The sequence below is a fragment of the Streptomyces sp. NPDC024698 genome (genome assembly GCF_055559015.1).
Window position 1 is genome coordinate 490,119 of sequence record NZ_JBVHLK010000005.1, and the last position, 14,936, is coordinate 505,054.

General features: G+C 70.8%; 17 protein-coding genes. 10 read left to right on the top strand and 7 right to left on the bottom strand.

Annotated features, from left to right (window positions below):
- Positions 1-49 precede the first annotated feature (49 nt).
- From ACZ4AA_RS15455 to ACZ4AA_RS15490, 8 genes are all read left to right on the top strand, one after another.
- On the top strand, positions 50-826 hold the full coding sequence (locus ACZ4AA_RS15455; RefSeq protein WP_467601296.1) for an amino acid ABC transporter ATP-binding protein: 777 nt from the start codon (positions 50-52) through the stop codon (positions 824-826).
- Positions 827-929: 103 nt separating this feature from the next.
- The gene (locus tag ACZ4AA_RS15460) at positions 930-1,766 is read left to right on the top strand and encodes a glutamate ABC transporter substrate-binding protein (RefSeq protein ID WP_467601298.1); all 837 of its coding nucleotides are present in this window, start codon (positions 930-932) and stop codon (positions 1,764-1,766) included.
- A 160-nt stretch (positions 1,767-1,926) separates the two neighbouring features.
- Positions 1,927-2,592 carry an amino acid ABC transporter permease gene (locus ACZ4AA_RS15465; RefSeq protein WP_467601300.1) on the top strand — a complete coding sequence of 222 codons (666 nt, stop codon included), beginning with the start codon at positions 1,927-1,929 and terminating at the stop codon, positions 2,590-2,592.
- Complete coding sequence (locus ACZ4AA_RS15470) at positions 2,589-3,485, top strand: amino acid ABC transporter permease (protein WP_467601302.1); 897 nt, start codon at positions 2,589-2,591, stop codon at positions 3,483-3,485. Before ACZ4AA_RS15465 ends, ACZ4AA_RS15470 begins: the two co-directional genes overlap by 4 nt.
- Before the next feature lie 185 nt (positions 3,486-3,670).
- Positions 3,671-5,419, top strand: a complete 1,749-nt coding sequence (locus tag ACZ4AA_RS15475; RefSeq protein WP_467601304.1) for an FAD-dependent monooxygenase — start codon at positions 3,671-3,673, stop codon at positions 5,417-5,419.
- A gap of 122 nt (positions 5,420-5,541) precedes the next feature.
- Entirely contained in the window at positions 5,542-5,613 is a 72-nt protein-coding gene (locus ACZ4AA_RS15480; RefSeq protein WP_318658241.1) for a putative leader peptide, read from the top strand.
- A gap of 73 nt (positions 5,614-5,686) precedes the next feature.
- Positions 5,687-6,256, top strand: a complete 570-nt coding sequence (locus ACZ4AA_RS15485) for a cupin domain-containing protein (protein WP_467601306.1) — start codon at positions 5,687-5,689, stop codon at positions 6,254-6,256.
- The gene (locus tag ACZ4AA_RS15490) at positions 6,253-6,666 is read left to right on the top strand and encodes a rhodanese-like domain-containing protein (RefSeq protein WP_467601308.1); all 414 of its coding nucleotides are present in this window, start codon (positions 6,253-6,255) and stop codon (positions 6,664-6,666) included. Before ACZ4AA_RS15485 ends, ACZ4AA_RS15490 begins: the two co-directional genes overlap by 4 nt.
- 192 nt (positions 6,667-6,858) lie before the next feature.
- Here the strand turns inward: ACZ4AA_RS15490 and recX are convergent, their stop codons facing one another.
- Together recX and recA are read right to left on the bottom strand one after the other, a co-directional pair.
- Positions 6,859-7,806: a recombination regulator RecX gene (gene recX / locus ACZ4AA_RS15495; RefSeq protein WP_467601310.1), complete on the bottom strand. Its 948-nt coding sequence runs from the start codon at positions 7,804-7,806 to the stop codon at positions 6,859-6,861.
- Positions 7,807-7,809: 3 nt separating this feature from the next.
- Positions 7,810-8,934 carry a recombinase RecA gene (recA, locus tag ACZ4AA_RS15500; RefSeq protein WP_467601312.1) on the bottom strand — a complete coding sequence of 375 codons (1,125 nt, stop codon included), beginning with the start codon at positions 8,932-8,934 and terminating at the stop codon, positions 7,810-7,812.
- Between the two features lie 425 nt (positions 8,935-9,359).
- On the opposite strand from recA, the gene ACZ4AA_RS15505 reads away from it, so the two are divergent.
- Positions 9,360-10,142, top strand: a complete 783-nt coding sequence (locus ACZ4AA_RS15505) for a hypothetical protein (RefSeq protein WP_467601314.1) — start codon at positions 9,360-9,362, stop codon at positions 10,140-10,142.
- Between the two features lie 106 nt (positions 10,143-10,248).
- Here the strand turns inward: ACZ4AA_RS15505 and ACZ4AA_RS15510 are convergent, their stop codons facing one another.
- Positions 10,249-11,460 carry an AI-2E family transporter gene (locus ACZ4AA_RS15510; RefSeq protein ID WP_467601316.1) on the bottom strand — a complete coding sequence of 404 codons (1,212 nt, stop codon included), beginning with the start codon at positions 11,458-11,460 and terminating at the stop codon, positions 10,249-10,251.
- Between the two features lie 71 nt (positions 11,461-11,531).
- On the bottom strand, positions 11,532-11,726 hold the full coding sequence (locus tag ACZ4AA_RS15515) for a DUF3046 domain-containing protein (RefSeq protein ID WP_467601318.1): 195 nt from the start codon (positions 11,724-11,726) through the stop codon (positions 11,532-11,534).
- A gap of 80 nt (positions 11,727-11,806) precedes the next feature.
- On the opposite strand from ACZ4AA_RS15515, the gene ACZ4AA_RS15520 reads away from it, so the two are divergent.
- Entirely contained in the window at positions 11,807-12,751 is a 945-nt protein-coding gene (locus tag ACZ4AA_RS15520) for a hypothetical protein (protein ID WP_467601320.1), read from the top strand.
- A gap of 109 nt (positions 12,752-12,860) precedes the next feature.
- Here the strand turns inward: ACZ4AA_RS15520 and ACZ4AA_RS15525 are convergent, their stop codons facing one another.
- From ACZ4AA_RS15525 to ACZ4AA_RS15535, 3 genes are read right to left on the bottom strand one after another with little or no spacing between them, the layout of a single operon-like run.
- Positions 12,861-13,169 (bottom strand): AzlD domain-containing protein, encoded by a 309-nt coding sequence (locus tag ACZ4AA_RS15525; RefSeq protein WP_467601322.1) that lies wholly within the window; start codon positions 13,167-13,169, stop codon positions 12,861-12,863.
- On the bottom strand, positions 13,166-13,975 hold the full coding sequence (locus tag ACZ4AA_RS15530; protein WP_467601376.1) for an AzlC family ABC transporter permease: 810 nt from the start codon (positions 13,973-13,975) through the stop codon (positions 13,166-13,168). The genes ACZ4AA_RS15525 and ACZ4AA_RS15530 overlap by 4 nt, the downstream gene beginning before the upstream one ends.
- The gene (locus ACZ4AA_RS15535; protein WP_467601324.1) at positions 13,876-14,868 is read right to left on the bottom strand and encodes an AraC family transcriptional regulator; all 993 of its coding nucleotides are present in this window, start codon (positions 14,866-14,868) and stop codon (positions 13,876-13,878) included. Before ACZ4AA_RS15535 ends, ACZ4AA_RS15530 begins: the two co-directional genes overlap by 100 nt.
- Positions 14,869-14,936 lie beyond the last annotated feature (68 nt).

Here is a 14,936-nt window from a genome sequence, read left to right on the forward strand (position 1 = left end):
AGGGGTCACTACTGTCCACCGAAACCGAGGAGGACGGAGCCCCCACGCGATGACCGCAGCATCGGTGGCCAAGGACGCCATGGCCGGGACCGACGAACTGGTCGTCCTGAAGAGCGTCGACAAACACTTCGGAGCCCTGCACGTGCTCCAGGACATCGACCTGACGATCACCCGTGGCGAGGTCGTCGTGGTCATCGGGCCCTCCGGGTCCGGGAAGTCCACCCTGTGCCGCACCATCAACCGCCTGGAAACGATCGATTCGGGTGACATCTCGATCGACGGCAAGCCGCTGCCCCAGGAGGGCAAGGCACTCGCCCGGCTCCGGGCCGATGTGGGCATGGTCTTCCAGTCCTTCAACCTCTTCGCGCACAAGACCGTGCTCGAGAACGTGATGCTCGGGCAGATCAAGGTCCGCAGGACCGGCAAGCAGGCGGCGGAGGAGAAGGCCCGCGCCCTGCTCGACCGCGTCGGCGTGGGCAGCCAGGCCGACAAGTACCCGGCGCAGTTGTCGGGCGGCCAGCAGCAACGCGTCGCCATCGCACGAGCGTTGGCGATGGACCCCAAGGTCATGCTCTTCGACGAGCCGACCTCGGCGCTGGACCCCGAGATGATCAACGAGGTCCTCGAGGTCATGCAGCAGCTCGCCCGGGACGGCATGACCATGATCGTCGTCACCCATGAGATGGGCTTCGCCCGTTCGGCCGCCAACCGGGTCGTCTTCATGGCCGACGGCCGCATCGTCGAAGAGGCTTCCCCGGACCAGTTCTTCAGCAATCCGCGCAGCGACCGTGCCAAGGACTTCCTCTCGAAGATCCTGCACCACTGATGACTCCGCGCGCGGGGATCACTGACGTCCCCACACGCGGAGCCGCTCTCGTGAACCGCGCGTCGACGGACCGCACTTCGCTCTGACTCAAAGGATGTTCACCATGAAGTTCCGCAAGGCAGCCGCGGCCTCGGCCGCCGTACTCGCGCTCGCCGCGACCGCCACCGCGTGTGGTTCGAGCGACAAGAACGACAGCGGGTCCTCGGGCGGCGGCAAGATCAAGATCGGCATCAAGTACGACCAGCCCGGTCTCGGCCTCCAGCAGCCGGACGGTTCCTTCGCCGGTTTCGACGTCGACGTCGCGACCTATGTGGCGGGACAGCTCGGATACAAGCCCAGCCAGATCCAGTTCATCCAGACCAAGAGCGCGGACCGCGAGAACGCGCTCGCCCGTGGTGACGTGAAGTTCATCGCGGCCACCTACTCGATCACCGACGAGCGCAAGCAGAAGGTCGACTTCGCCGGCCCGTACCTGCTGGCCCACCAGGACCTGCTGGTGAAGAGCGACTCGAAGATCGCCAAGGGCACGGACCTCAACGGCAAGAAGCTGTGCTCCGTGACCGGCTCGACCTCGGCGCAGAACGTCCACGACACCATCGCCCCGAAGGCCAACCTGAAGGAGTACAGCGGCTATTCGGAGTGCATCGCCGCCCTTCAGAGCGGCGCCGTCGACGCGGTGACCACCGACGACTCGATCCTCGCGGGCTTCGCCTCGCAGGACAAGTACAAGGGCCAGTTCAAGCTCGCCGGCCTCAAGCTGAGCAACGAGAACTACGGCATCGGCGTCAAGAAGGGCGACGCCGCGCTGGAGAAGCAGATCAACACCGCGCTGAAGAAGATGGTCAGCGACGGCTCCTGGCAGAAGGCGGTCACGAAGAACTTCGGCCCCGCGAACTACAAGTACGAGCAGGCCCCGAAGATCGGCGTGATCGTCAAGTAACCGCGGATCACCAGGTAATGCAGGGACCCTAGGGCAACGCGGGAATCCGGGGTTCACGCGGGGTCGCGCGCGCCTGCCGCCGCCTGCCGGGATCACGGCGGCGGCATGCCGCGCCCACCCCCTCCGCCACGTACGCCACCACCCGGAAGCGCGGGAGATCGTGTTCGACTTTCTTCATGGTTACGACGTCCTAGGGGCGTTCTGGATGACGGTGAAACTCACCGTCATCTCCGCCCTCGGCTCCCTGGTCCTGGGCACCCTGCTGGCCGCGATGCGGGTCAGTCCGGTTCCGCTCATGCGCGGATTCGGCACCGCCTACGTGAACATCGTCCGGAACATCCCCCTGACGGTCATCATCCTGTTCAGTTCGCTCGGCCTCGCGGACATCTTCGGCGTCACGATGGGCACCGACGACTTCAAGGTGCAGGGCTTCCGGCTCGCGGTGCTCAGTCTCGTCGGCTATCACGCGGCCTTCGTCTGTGAGGCGCTGCGCTCCGGCATCAACACCGTGCCGGTCGGGCAGGCCGAGGCGGCCCGCGCGATCGGGCTCGGCTTCGGCCAGACCCTGCGGCTGATCGTGCTGCCGCAGGCGTTCCGGGCCGTCGTCGTCCCCCTGGCGAACGTGCTGATCGCGCTGACCAAGAACACGACCGTGGCCGCCGCCATCGGCGTGGCCGAGGCCGCCAGCCTGATGAAGACGATGATCGAGAACGAGGCCCAGACGGTCCTCATCGCCGCCGTCTTCGCCTTCGGGTTCGTGGTCCTGACCCTCCCCACCGGCCTCATCCTCGGCTGGCTGGGCAAGCGACTGGCGGTGAAGCGGTGACCTCCGTCCTCTACGACGCTCCGGGCCCCCGGGCCAGGCGCCGCAACGTGGTGCTCTCGGTGCTCTTCGTCGCCCTGCTCGCTCTGCTGCTGTGGTGGGCATGGCAGGTCATGGACGACAAGGGCCAGTTGAAATGGGACCTCTGGGAGCCCTTCACCACGGCCGACGCCTGGAACACCTATCTGCTGCCGGGCCTGTGGGGCACCCTGAAGGCCGCCGCCCTCAGCATGGTGATCGCCCTCCCCCTGGGCGCCGCCCTCGGGATAGCGCGCCTGTCCGACCACCGCTGGCTGAGCGTCCCGACGGGCGCCGTGGTCGAGTTCTTCCGGTCCATCCCGGTCCTGCTGCTCATGCTGTTCGCGAACGAGCTGTACGCCCAGTCCGCGAACATCGCCAGCGAGGACCGTCCATTCTACGCGGTCGTCACCGGTCTGGTGCTCTACAACTCCTCGGTCCTCGCCGAGGTCGTCCGGGCGGGCATCCTCGCGCTGCCCAGGGGACAGACGGAGGCCGCGTACGCGATCGGGCTGCGCAAGGGCCAGACGATGACCAGCATCCTGCTGCCGCAGTCGGTCACCGTGATGCTCCCGGCGATCGTCAGCCAACTCGTCGTCATCGTGAAGGACACCGCGCTCGGCGGTGCGATGATCACCTACGGGGAACTCCTCACCGCGCGCAGCACCCTCGCGGCCAACTACGCCAACGTCATCCCGAGCTTCATCGTGGTCGCCGCCATCTTCATCGTCGTGAACTTCACGATCACCAGCTTCGCCTCCTGGCTGGAGGGCCGGCTGCGCCGCGGCAAGAAGACGACCGGCAAGATCCTCTCGCCGAACGACGCGACCATCGCCGGCACCGCGGGAACAGGCGCGGGTGGAGGCGCCGCCTTCTGACGAATCGTCCGAACATCGGTCGATCAGTGTGACCGAAGGGGTCGGTGACATGACCGCCACTGACCCCGTCACTTGACGCAAGCAGCGGCAATGGGTTGCATACGTTCTGTGATCGTGCACCCTGCTCCACCTGCCTGTTCCCGTACGTCCCTCAGGACACAGCTCCGTGCAGGGGGCACCGCGCCGTGGACCCGGTGATCATCGTCGGTGCGGGGCCCGTGGGGCTCACGCTGGCCCTTGCGCTGGCACGCCAGGACGTCCCTTCCGTGGTTCTCGACGAGGGACCGGGCAAGGACGAGGTGCGGCTGGCGCGGACCGTGGTGCTGCGCGAGGACACGGCCGCGCTGATCGAGCGGCTGACGGGTCTGCCGCTCGACGACGCGGGATTCCGTTGGGCCGGATGGCGGTCGATACGGCGCAAGCAGGTGATGCGCGCGATCACGTTCGGCGAGGAGGTCCCAGGGGACCCGAAGGGCGCCTTCGATCCCGCGGGCGCCGAGAGCGGACGGGGCGACGGCCCTCGGGGGGTCGTCGCCCCACGCGGCGCCGGCTCCTCCCGCGACACGGAACGCCCGGCGGACGGAGAGGCGTTCAACGCCCCGCTGCACATCGCGCAGCACGCCCTGACCGGCGCCCTGCGCGAGGCCGTGATCCACGAGCGGCTGATCAAGGTCGCCGCGCTCAGCCGTCTCGACTCCGTCGAACAGGACGGCTCCGGCGTCACGGCACACACCCGTGGCCCCGACGGCACCTGGTGGCGCGGCAGTTACCTGGTCGGCTGCGACGGGCCCCGCTCGACGGTGCGCAAGCTCCAGGACATCCGCTTCCCCGGACGCACCGCCGTCGAACGCCACGCCGTGGCGGCCCTGCGCACGGAACTCCCCTGGCCCGGAGAAGCGTTGCTGCACCGGATGACGCCCTGGCGCGCCTCCGGCCCCTCCGCGGGCGAGGTGAGCGCCCGCCCTCTCGCCGAGGACGTCTGGCGGCTGGACTGGCTGCTGCCCCCGGGCAAGGACCTCGTCACGCCCGATCTGCTGGTGGCGCGTGTCCGGGAGACCCTCGGGGGCTGGAGCGGAGGCGCCACACCCGCGTACGAACTGCTCGACACCGGAGTTCACACCGTCCACCACCGGCTGGCCCGCCGCTGGCGCGTCGGCCGGGTCTTCCTCGCCGGGGACGCGGCCCATCTGCTCGGCGCCCTCGGCACCCAGGGCCTGGACGAGGGCCTGCGGGACGCGGACAACCTCGCCTGGAAGCTGGCACTCGGCTGGCACCACGGCCCGCACACCGCACTCCTCGACAGCTACCAGACGGAGCGGCGCGCGGTGGTCGCCGCCCGGCTGCGCGCCGCCGACCAGGCGCTGCCCCTGCTGCGGAGCGGCGGCGGTCTGCGCGCCTACGTCCCCGGGTCCGCGCGCGGCCACGACGCGCTGCTCACGGACGGTCACCTGGGCCGCGGCCCGCTGGGCGCGCCGGGGGCGTACACCGGCTCTCCGCTCATGCCCCCGCCCGCCGAGTCGCACGCCCCCGTCGACACCGAGCCCGGCGCGCCGGTCGCCGATGTCCGCGTGACCGCGGAGGACGGCTCGTTCGTACCCCTGCGGGAACGCCTCGGCCGCGGGGTCCTCCTCGTCGTGCTGATCGCCCCGGGGACGGGGGTGTGGGCGCGCAAGCACTGGGTGACGGCCGGCATCATGCCCCGGCTCGCCGCCGCCGTGACCGCCCTGCCGCATCCCGCCGAACTCCTCGTCGCGGAGAGCTACCCGGGCGCGGCGGCGCACACCGTGCTGCTGATCCGCCCCGACGGGCACCTGGTCACCGCGCTCGGCGGAGTCCGGCCGGCCGATCTGTACGAGGCCGCCGAGGCCGCCCTCGGCGGACCGGCGAGGGCGGCCTCGGAGAGCGCCGCGGAGGCGGCCGCAGGCAGGAGCTGAACGCTCGGTGACCGTCCGGCCCGGGGTTTCCCGTCCCCTTGGGCCTTCATGGTCCACATAGTGACGGTGAGTTGACCGGTCTGCGCCACCATGGTCTACTCCGGATCGTGACCGACACCTGTGTGCGCCTGTGGCGGAGGGTCCATATGGACCTCGTCCGCTATGCGGGCTGCGTGTGTCGCCCGTCCTTCTGATTTCGCATCCTTCCCTCTCGCGCGCCGCCCCGTGCCTGTGCGCGCACCCCCGCGAACTCCCAGGACGGTCCGAGTGTCTGTGCCACCCTCTGTCTCCACGCATGCCCCCGCCGCCGCCCCGCTGCCTTCGGCGATCACCGGCGCACCCCGCACCCCCACCCAGGCCGATCTGCTGGCCTTCGTCCGCCGCACCGCAGCCGACGCCGAGCTGATCGCCTCGCTTCCCCTCGACCCCGAAGGCCGCACCTGGGTGCGGCTCGAAGGTCCCGGCGGCAGCGAGGCCTGGCTGATCGGCTGGCCGCCCGGCACCGGAACCGGCTGGCACGACCATGCCGAATCGGTGGGCGCCTTCCTGACCGCGTCGGGCGAGCTCAAGGAGAACTCCCTCGCCGCCCGGCTGCCCGCCGACGGCTGGAAGACCCTGGAACTCACCGAGGAGATCGACCGGCAGCGGACGCTGTCCGCGGGCACCGGCCGCGGCTTCGGCCGCCATCACGTGCACGAGGTACTCAACGAGTCCACCGAGGAGCACGCGATCTCGGTCCACGCCTACTACCCGCCGCTCCCGCAGATCCGCCGCTACAGCCGCACGGGCCAGATCCTGCGCCTGGAGCACGTCGAGCGTCCGGAGGACTGGCAGTGAGCGATCCCCGGCAGCCCATCAACATCGACAGCCTGCTGGAAGAGGTCCGCGCGGGTTTGGACCGCTTGGAGGCGGAGACCGCCTTCGAGGCCGTGGAGCGTGGCGAAGCGCTTCTCGTCGACACCCGTTACGCCGCCCTGCGGGAACGGGACGGCCTGATCCCCGGCGCTCTCGTCATCGAGCGCAACGAACTGGAGTGGCGGCTCGACCCCTCGGGCAGTCATCGCGTCCCGGAGGCCACGAGCCACGACCTGCGGATCGTGCTGTTCTGCAACGAGGGCTACGCCTCCAGCCTCGCCGCCGAGTCCCTGCGCCGGCTGGGACTGCACAGGGCCACCGATCTGATCGGCGGCTTCCAGGCGTGGAAGAGCGCGGGCCTTCCGGTCACGACCGCCGACCCGGAGAGCTGACCACCCGCCTCGCGCGAGGGCCGGCCGTCAGCGCACGTCCGAACGACGGTCGGGGCAGCGGCGGTCAGGCAGCGACGACCCTGCTCGGCGAACAGTCGGGCTGCCGCCCGCCGTCATACGGACATCGGTGGGGAGCCCGCGACGGCACCCCCGCGTCGCCGTCCCTGTCCATGTCGCCGGCACCCTGAGGAATCAGAACCCCTCGTCCCCGAGCCCTTCCGTGTCCTCGCCCTCCTCCTCCAGCGCCTGGCGGACCACGCGCAGGGCCATGCCCTGGGAGTAGCCCTTGCGGGCGAGCATGCCGGCGAGGCGTCTCAGTCGTTTGTCGCGGTCGAGCCCGCGGGTGGAACGCAGCTTGCGCGCGACCAGCTCACGCGCGGTCGCCTCCTCCTGCTCGGAGTCGAGCTGTCCGACGGCCTCGTCGATCAGCGTCGATTCCACGCCTTTGGTCCGCAGTTCCTGGACGAGCGCCCGCCGGGCCAGTCCCCGGCCGTGGTGCCGTGACTCGACCCAGGCGTCCGCGAAGGCAGTGTCGTTGATCAGCCCGACCTCCTCGAACCGTGACAGCACCTCGTCGGCCACGTCGTCCGGGATCTCGCGCTTGCGCAACGCGTCCGCCAGTTGCTTCCGCGTGCGCGGGGTCCCGGTGAGCAGGCGCAGGCAGATCGCTCGCGCCCGCTCAGCCGGGTCCCCGGGGGACTCCCTCTTCTCGGCCCTCGACGAGGAGGGGGAGTCTCCGTCTCGCGGGTCGCCGGACGGCTCACCGAAACCGCCGCGCCGTCGACCCCTTCCACCACGCGGTCCGCCCTCGGCACGTCCACCGCGCCGGGAGCCCGCGTCCGGCGAACCGTGACCGCGCGGCGGGCCGTCACCGCGCCGTGCGTCACCGCCGCCCGTCGAACCGCCGCCGTCCGGATCACCGTGATCCGGACCGGCGTCGTGGAAACCGTCGGATCCATGGAACCCGTCACCGGATCCGTGGAACCCGCCGTCGGTGCCGTACGGCTGTCCGCCGTACCCCCCGGCACCGTCGTACGGCCTGTCACCGTCTCCGGCCGGGCCGCCGTCTCTCCCGCCGTACCCCTGCCCCTCGGGGGTGAGGGGATGGGTGTACTCGGCCCAGTCGGTTCGTCGTGTCATGGACTAGCTCTTGGCTGCCGCGGCCCGTGACTTGGTGGTCTTGGCGGCCGGAGCGGGCACCGTCTTCGCGGCGTCGTCCGGGCCGGCCGAGACCGCGGCGTCCGCGCCCGGCTCCGCCGCGGGCTGCTCGGGCTTCACACCGACGCCCAGCTTCTCCTTGATCTTCTTCTCGATCTCGTTGGCGAGGTCGGGGTTGTCCTTCAGGAAGTTGCGGGCGTTCTCCTTGCCCTGGCCGAGCTGGTCGCCCTCGTACGTGTACCAGGCGCCGGCCTTGCGGACGAAGCCGTTCTCGACGCCCATGTCGATCAGGCCGCCCTCACGGCTGATGCCCTGGCCGTAGAGGATGTCGAACTCGGCCTGCTTGAAGGGCGGCGCGACCTTGTTCTTGACGACCTTGACGCGCGTGCGGTTGCCGACCGCGTCGGTGCCGTCCTTCAGCGTCTCGATGCGGCGGATGTCGAGGCGCACCGAGGCGTAGAACTTCAGCGCGCGGCCACCGGTCGTGGTCTCCGGCGAGCCGAACATCACGCCGATCTTCTCGCGGAGCTGGTTGATGAAGATCGCCGTCGTCTTCGACTGGTTGAGGGCGCTGGTGATCTTCCGCAGGGCCTGGCTCATCAGACGGGCCTGGAGACCCACGTGCGAGTCACCCATCTCGCCCTCGATCTCGGCCCGCGGCACCAGGGCGGCGACGGAGTCGATGACGATGAGGTCGAGGGCACCGGAGCGGACCAGCATGTCCACGATCTCCAGGGCCTGCTCACCGTTGTCCGGCTGCGACAGGATCAGGTTGTCGATGTCGACGCCGAGCTTCTTCGCGTACTCGGGGTCGAGGGCGTGCTCGGCGTCGATGAACGCCACCTGGCCGCCGGCCTTCTGCGCGTTCGCCACCGCGTGCAGGGTGAGGGTCGTCTTTCCGGAGGACTCCGGTCCGTACACCTCCACCACACGGCCGCGCGGCAGGCCGCCGACGCCGAGGGCGACATCGAGCGCGGTCGACCCGGTGGGGATGACCTCGATGGGCTCATTCGGCCGCTCGCCCAGGCGCATCACGGCGCCCTTGCCGAACTGCCGTTCAATCTGCGCGAGCGCGGCGTCGAGCGCCTTCTCGCGGTCGGTTCCTGCCATGGGTTCCACCCGGTTTGCTTGAGTCGATCGCTTCACGTCAAAGACGCTAACGCCTGCCACTGACAATGCGCCCCGACGCCCGTCCGGCCTGTGGATAACTTGGGCACATCTCCGTCGAAAATGTGCCGAATCACCCGTCGAAGGCTTCGCCGGAACTTCCATGAGAATGGATGTTCGATTTTCGTGTCAAGCGCACCACGCGGCACTTCCGAGACTACGTTCGCGCTCCGACAACGCCCGAGGCTCCCACCGGCCAGGCCCCGATTCCGGCCGCGGTCCCCGCCCCGGTCCGCACCCGGGCACCCGCTCAGGCCGTCTCGCGGGACCCGGTACCCGCCCCGGACCGGGCCTACTCCCCGTGGCGTACGGCCGGTGCCTCCGGCCGTACGACGACGCCGCCGGCCCCCACCCGTCAGGCTGTGGCCATGCCCACGACGACGAGGACCCGCCCCCCGACGACGCCGAAGCCCTCGCTCCGGCCCGCCGAGCGGCTCTGCCACACGACGGGCGCCGTGCTCGTCCTCTCCGGACTCCTGCACCTCCTGGTCTTCGCCGTCGACGGCGGCCCGTGGGACGGTCCCGTCTCCTGGCGCAAGCCCGTCACCTTCGGGCTCTCCTTCGGACTGACCCTGATCGCGATCACCTGGGTCACGTCGTACGTGCGGATGGAGGCGCGACCGCGCACCGCGCTGCTCCTGGTGTTCGCCGCGGACTGCGTGGTGGAGGTCGGCGGGATCACCCTTCAGGCGTGGCGCCGGGTTCCGTCGCATCTCAACATGGAGACCGGCTTCGACACGGCAGTGTCCATGACACTCGCGGTGGGCGGCGGCGTCCTGGTCGTGGTGCTGACCGCCTTCGCGATCGCCTCGTTCCGCCACCGGCCCTCGGGGCCCGTCGGCATGCCCCTGGCCGTGCGTTCCGGGTTCGCGGTCCTGCTCGTCGCGCTGGCCTCCGGCGCCGTGATGATCGCTCGTGGGGTCGTCCTCACCAGGACAGGCCATCAGGAGGCCGCGTACCACTCGACGGCTCCGCTCAAGCCGCTGCACGGGGTGAGTCTGCACGCCGTGCTGGTGCTGCCCGCGCTGGCCTGGCTGCTCTCCCGAACCGACTGGAGCGACGGGACCAGGGAGCGGATCGTGCGGGCGGCCGTCTGGTGTTACGCGACCGCCGTCGTCGTGACCGGCGTCCAGGCGGCCCTCACCTGGTGATCGTCACCGACCGAGCACCGGGTGCACGTCACCGGCCGGGCACCTGGCGGACGGGTGTGTAGCGGACGTTCGCGTGGCGGACGTGCCCGCGGAGCGGCCGGTTACCTCACCGGCCGAGCTGCCGCCGCAGGCGTGCGACGAGGCCTTCCGAGCTGCGGGTGCGGTGCCCGTGCACGCGCGGGTCGTCCGTGACGTCGTAGCGCTTCACATAGGCCCCGAGGAACGCCTGGAGGGTGGCGACGGCGGGGATCGCGATCAGCGCGCCGACGGCCCCGAGGAGGGCGGTGCCGGCGATCACGGACCCGAAGGCGACGGCCGGGTGGATGTCCACCGTCCTGGAGGTCAGCTTGGGCTGGAGCACATAGTTCTCGAACTGCTGGTACACCACGACGAAGACGAGCACCCAGAGCGCGTACCAGGGATCGATCGTGAACGCGATCAGCATGGGCAGGGCGCCCGCGAGATAGGTGCCGATGGTCGGGATGAACTGCGAGACCAGACCGACCCACACGCCGAGCACGGGCGCGTACGGCACGCCCAGGGCCTCCAGCAGGATGTAGTGGGCCACACCCGAGATCAGGGCCATAAGTCCGCGTGAGTACAGATAGCCGCCGGTCTTGTCGACGGCTATCTCCCAGGCGCGCAGCACCTCCGCCTGGCGGGCCGGCGGCAGCACCGAGCACAGCGCGCGCCGCAGCCGGGGGCCGTCGGCGGCGAAGTAGAACGAGAACAGCGCGACCGTCAGCAGCTGGAAGAGGCCGCCGAGCACCTGCCCGGACACGTCCAGGACGCCGGTGGCGCTGTTCTGCACGTACTTCCGCAGCCAGTCGGAGTGGAGCAGGCCCTCCTGGATGTCGACCCGTCTGAGGTCGGTGTGGAAGTGCGTGTTGGTCCAGTTGATGAGCGAGTCGAGGTAGTCGGGGAACCCCTCGATCATCTTGATGATCTGGCCCGCGAGCATCGAGCCGAGCAGCGTGACGAACCCGGCGATCATGATGAGCGATCCCAGGAAGACGAGGAAGGCGGCCAGCCCCCTGCGCATACCGCGCGAGGCCATCCAGCTGACCGCGGGTTCTATCGCGAGCGCGAGGAAGAACGAGATCAGGATGTTGATGAGCAGACCGGTGAGCTGGTGGAACGCCCAACTGCCCAGCTGGAACACGGCGACGAGCGTGAGGGCGAGCACCATGGCGCGCGGCAGCCAGCGCGGCATGCGCGCGCCGGGAACGGCCGCGCCGGCGCCGAGCGGACCGGGCGGCGTCGTGCCGAACGGTGATGACTGCTGATCGACCTGCGTGTTCTCGTCTGTCGGGGCCACCCGCCAAGTCTGGCCCACGCCACCGACACCGGACCCAGGTGCCCCTGGTCTTTCCCGGTTCTCGGTCCCGTTCAGTGGTTTTCGTACGGAACGTTCATGGTCACGCACACCACGCGCCACACGTCCTTGGCCTCCCAGCCCGCGTCCAGCGCCTCATGGACGGTGCGCCCGCCCAGTTCCGTCATCACGTGATCGCGCGCGAACGTCTCGGCGGACCCCGCGCCGAAGTGATCAGCCATTCGCTGCCAGAAGACCGTCAACCGCATGACTCCAGTATCCCGCCCCTGAGAGTGGGCCCGAGCCGGGACCGCGTGCCGAGACCGCTTTCCGCCCTACGGTCTGACCCATGGCCGAAACCGGAGCATCTCCACTCCCCCAGACGCCCCCCACGCGCTCCCCCCTCGCACGTGCCGAGCACTTCGTCTGGCTCACCGCGCGCGTGCTGGAACAGCGCCGCTTCGCCCACGAATTCCTCGACGGCGCCGCCGACGCGGTCGAGACGGCGCTGGCCGCCTACCGCAACGACGACGAAGGGTACGGTCACGCGCTGGAACCCGATCTGCGCGGCCCGGTCAGCCAGCCGCTGCACACGGGACACGCCCTGCGCGTCCTCGACTCGATCGGGCGCTGCGGCGGACAGCGCGTGGAGCGGGTGTGCCGCTATCTGACCTCCGTGTCGACCGCGGACGGCGCGCTGCCCGCCGTCACCCCCAGTCAGCGCGGCTATCCGGTGGCCCCTTTCGTACCGGTCGTCGACGATCCCCCGAGCGAACTCCTCGCCACCGGCCCGGTCGTGGGTCTTCTGCACCGCAACGAGGTGTGGAACGCCTGGCTGTTCCGGGCCACCGACTTCTGCTGGCAGGCGGTGGAGTCCCTGGAGAAGTCCCATCCCTACGAGGTCGAGGCGGCCGTCGCCTTCCTGGACTCGGCGGCCGACCGCCCGCGCGCGGAGGCCTGCGCCGACCGGCTGGGCCGGCTCGTCCGTGAGCAGCGGCTCGCCGCGCTGGATCCCGGCCGTCCGGAGGCCTACCCCGTCTCCCCCGGTTACGCGCCCGGTGAGCACCACTTCCCGCACGACTTCGCGCGGACGCCGGACTCGCTCGCGCGCGCGTGGTTCACCGACGAGGAGATGACCCGTTCGCTCGACCACCTCGCGCGGGAGCAGCAGGAGGACGGCGGGTGGCCGGTCCGCTGGCGTCAGTGGGCCCCGGGCACCGCTCTGGAGAGCCGTCCCATCGTGACCATCGAGGCACTGCGCACCCTGCGGGCGTACCGGCGGGCGATCGGCTGAGACCGACGGCGCCCCGGGTGTCCGGGGTGCCCTGCGGGTCCGGATGCTGGGCGTGTCCGGGGTGCTCGGCGGGTCCGGGTGCCCCGGGTACGGCTTCGCGCGGCCCGTGTCAGCCTGTCAACGCGCGGACCCCGGCCGTCACCACCACCGCCGCGGCGACCACCACGAGGAACGGTGCGCGCAGGATCAGTGCCACGGCCGCCGCGGCGAGTCCTGCGGCCTTCGCGTCGAGGACGAGGACCCGCCCGTCGGCGAAGGTCTGCTGGGCCGTGAGAGCGGCCAGGAGCGCGACCGGCAGCAGCGCGGCGAGGCGCTGCACGAGCGGCCGCTCCAGCACGCCCGCGGGGATCAGCAGCCCGATGAGCTTGACGGCGTAGCAGCCGACGGCGGTGGCGCCGATGGCGATCCAGATGTTCAACGCTCTTCTCCTGACACGTCCGGACCGTCGTTCCGCGCGGCGGACGGTGAACCGTCCACGCCTGACGGTGAATCGGCCGATGTCCCGTCCCGCGGTCCGGCGGAGGTGCCGGGAGCGGCGTCCGCGCGGCGGCGCCCCGTCACATAGAGCACGGCGGGGGCGGCCAGGGCGGCGGCCAGCACCGGGACACCGGCGGGCAGCACGGGCAGCAGACCGAGCCCCAGAAGGGCGGCCAGTCCCGCGACGGCACGTTCCGTGGTGGTCTTCAGCATCGGCGCGAGCAACGCCAGGAACACCGCGGGCCCCGCCGCGTCCAGGCCCCACGCGTCGGTGTCACCGATGGCCTGGGCCCCGGCCGCGCCGAGCAGCGTGGTGAGGTTCCACAGCACGTAGAGGGACAGCCCGGTGACCGTGAAGCCGATCCGGACGCTGCGCCGGGTGGGCTGGGCGAGCGCCACGGCCGTGGTCTCGTCGATCACCCACTGCGCGGCGAACGGACGCACCGCGCGCGGGAGGGCCAGGAGCTGGGACAGACGCAGCCCGTAGAAGGCGTTGCGAACGCCGAGGAAGAACGCTCCGGCGGCCGCCGTGAGCGGGTTGCCCCCGGCCGCGAGCGCGCCCACGAGCGCGAACTGCGACGCCCCGGTGAACACCAGGAGGCTGAGGGCGCAGGTCTGGAGGAGGCTGAGCCCGCTGCCGGCCGAGGTCACCCCGAAGGCGAAACCGGACAGTCCGACGGCGACCCCGACTCCGAGGGCGTCGCGGACGACGGCCCCGTCGGGCTTTCCGCCTTCTTCACTGCGTATGTCTGGGAGAGCTGTCTGTTGTGCCACGTCCCGGACGGTACGAGAAGTCGGCCCCCGGCGTCTTGTACGTTCTTGCGCTCCCGCTGGTAGGCGCCCGGGGGGACGCCCACGATCCGGCTGAAGTGACGGTTGAGGTGCGGCTGGTCGGTGAAGCCGACGGCGACGGCCGCCTCGGCGGGGGTGGACCCGGCGTCCAGGAGCCGGCGGGCCCGGCGTACCCGCGCGTCGGTCAGCCAGGTGTGGGGCGGCATGCCGTAGGCGTCCCGGAACGCGCGCAGCAGCGCGAACGAGCTGGTGCCGAGGTCGGCCGCGAGCCGCTCCAGGGTCGGCGGTTCGGCCATCCGCTCGTCCAGCACGCCACGCGCGCGTGCCGCGAGCAGGCCGCCTGCGGTGCGCACGGCCCGCTGCGGCAGCCGGCCTCCGTTCAGGCGCAACAGCCGGGTCACGGCGACCCTCAGCAGGGTGTCGGCCGCCAGCGCGTTGCCCTCCTCGGCGGCTCTGAGCACCTGGTGGACCAGACTCGCCGCATAGGGGTCTTCGAGCACCGGGCGGCTGAATCCGGGGGTGCCGCGCAGCGTGGTGGTCTCGGCGGCGATCTCGGCCACCATGTCGGGCGAGGGGTAGACGGCGCCGTACTTCCAGCCCTCGGGGACGCCCGCGCGCCCGGTGTGCGGGGTGTCGGGGTTGACCAGCGCCAGCGAACCCGGGCCCGCGTACTGGTCGGCGCCGCCGTGGTGGAAGACCTCGACGCCCTCGGTGACGGCGGCGATGACGAAGTTCTCGTGGGTGTGCCGCACGAAGATCTTCTCGACGTAGCGGGCGCGCAGCAGATCGACACCGGGCAGCTCCGGATACTGCCAGTGCCGCGCCCGCTCCTGCCCCGAACCTGCCACGTCCTCATTGTCCGCCACCGCGCCGGAAGAGGCCGCCGCCCGCCTCCGCGACGCCCCTCCCCGCCCCC

Excerpts from the sequence above, each read along its gene's own strand:
- ACZ4AA_RS15455 (WP_467601296.1), top strand. The coding sequence starts at position 50 with ATGACCGCAGCATCGGTGGCCAAGGACGCCATGGCCGGGACCGACGAA.
- ACZ4AA_RS15460 (WP_467601298.1), top strand. The coding sequence starts at position 930 with ATGAAGTTCCGCAAGGCAGCCGCGGCCTCGGCCGCCGTACTCGCGCTC.
- recX (WP_467601310.1), bottom strand. The coding sequence starts at position 7,806 with ATGACACGACGAACCGACTGGGCCGAGTACACCCATCCCCTCACCCCC.
- recA (WP_467601312.1), bottom strand. The coding sequence starts at position 8,934 with ATGGCAGGAACCGACCGCGAGAAGGCGCTCGACGCCGCGCTCGCGCAG.
- ACZ4AA_RS15505 (WP_467601314.1), top strand. The coding sequence starts at position 9,360 with ATGCCCACGACGACGAGGACCCGCCCCCCGACGACGCCGAAGCCCTCG.
- ACZ4AA_RS15515 (WP_467601318.1), bottom strand. The coding sequence starts at position 11,726 with ATGCGGTTGACGGTCTTCTGGCAGCGAATGGCTGATCACTTCGGCGCG.
- ACZ4AA_RS15520 (WP_467601320.1), top strand. The coding sequence starts at position 11,807 with ATGGCCGAAACCGGAGCATCTCCACTCCCCCAGACGCCCCCCACGCGC.